Source organism: Halomonas sp. 707B3 (assembly GCF_024158645.1).
GTDB lineage: Bacteria > Pseudomonadota > Gammaproteobacteria > Pseudomonadales > Halomonadaceae > Vreelandella > Vreelandella lionensis.
Genome location: NZ_JAMZBE010000279.1, coordinates 1 through 1,765, shown reverse-complemented (window position 1 = coordinate 1,765; position 1,765 = coordinate 1). Strand labels below are relative to the sequence as shown.

Sequence of the window (1,765 nt, the reverse complement as noted above, 5' to 3'; positions counted from 1 at the left end):
GGACGTTTTCGTTTTCCATCGCCAGTTGCTCGATGGTGGCTTTGTCGGCGCTGGCCGGGGCTTCCAGGCGGGCGCGCAGTTTACCGTTTACCTGTACCACCAGCTCGATGCTGTCGCGGGTCAGGGCGGCTTCGTCTACTTTCGGCCACTGGGCTTCAATGGCGGGCTGCTCATGGCCTAACTGCTGCCACAGGGTGTGGCACAGGTGCGGGGTAATCGGGGCCAGTAGCAGGACGCAGGCTTCCAGCGCTTCACGGCTAACCGCGAGGCCCAGTTCGGACGTATCGTCAAACTTAGCGACCGCGTTAGAAAGCTCCATCACAGCGGCAATGGCGGTGTTGAAGGTGGTGCGGCGGCCAATGTCGTCGCTGGCTTTCTTGATGGTCTCGTGGGTCTTGCGGCGCAGCGCTTTCTGATCGTCGTTCAGCGCGTCCACGTTCAAGGTGCCGGGGGTGCCCGCCGCCAGATGCTCGGTAACCTGACGCCAGATGCGCTTCAGGAAGCGGTGCGCGCCTTCAACGCCAGAGTCTGACCACTCAAGCGACTGCTCGGGCGGTGCAGCAAACATCATAAACAGGCGCACGGTGTCGGCACCGAACTTGTCGATCATCGACTGCGGATCGACGCCGTTGTTCTTCGACTTGGACATCTTCTCGATGCCGCCCATCTCCACCGGCTGACCATCGCTCATCAGCACGGCGCTCAGTGGGCGGCCCTTCTCGTCGCGCTTCACTTCCACATCGGCAGGGTTGAACCACTCCTTGCCGCCGTTATCCTTGATGCGGTAGAAGGTTTCAGCGATCACCATGCCTTGGGTGAGCAGCTGCTGGAACGGCTCATCGGAATCAACCATGCCGAAATCGCGCAGCAGCTTGTGGAAGAAGCGGGCGTAGAGCAGGTGCAGAATAGCGTGCTCGATACCGCCAATGTAAAGATCCACCGGCAGCCAGTAGTTGGCGCGCTCATCCAGCATGGCTTCGTGGTTATCCGCACAGCAGAAGCGGGCGAAGTACCAGGAGGATTCCATAAAGGTGTCGAAGGTATCGGTTTCACGCACCCAGCCATCGCCCAGCTCGGAGAACTCCGGCATCTTCTTCAGCGGCGAGCCGGAGGCATCCACGGTGACTTCCATGGGCAGCGCGACGGGCAGCTCGTCATCGGAGAGCGGTACGGTCTGGCCTTCCGGGCCGTACTTCACCGGAATCGGCGCGCCCCAGTAACGCTGGCGGGCAATACCCCAGTCACGCAGGCGGTAGTTGGTTTTAACTTCGCCACAGCCAAGCTCGGCCAATTTGGCGGCAATGGCATCAAACGCGGCTTGGAATTCCAGGCCATCGAACTCGCCGGAGTTAATCAGCGTGCCGTGCTCGGTGTAAGCGCCTTCCGAGATATCCGGCGTATTGCCGTGCTCGTCGGCCACTACCGGCTTCAGCTCAACACCGTACTTGGTGGCAAACTCCCAGTCGCGCTGATCGTGGGCGGGTACGGCCATGACCGCGCCGGTGCCGAACTCCATCAGTACGAAGTTAGCCACGAATACCGGTACTTCTTCACCGCTTAACGGGTGAATGGCTTTATGGCCCGTGGCCATGCCCAGCTTCTCTTTGGTGGCCATTTCCGCTTCAGAGGTGCCGCCTTTGGCGCACTCTTCACAGAACGCCGCGATCTCGCTGCTCTGCTCGGCGGCCTGTTTGGCCAGCGGGTGCCCAGGGGCGACGGCCACGTAGGTCACGCCCATCAGCGTATCGGGGCGGGTGGTGTACAC

At 61.3% G+C, this 1,765-nt stretch carries 1 protein-coding gene; it reads right to left on the bottom strand.

The features are described 5' to 3' along the window. Window positions 1–1,765 (bottom strand): leucine--tRNA ligase (gene leuS, locus BIS10_RS18610; RefSeq protein ID WP_253507729.1); only part of this gene is annotated, 1,765 nt, incomplete at both ends.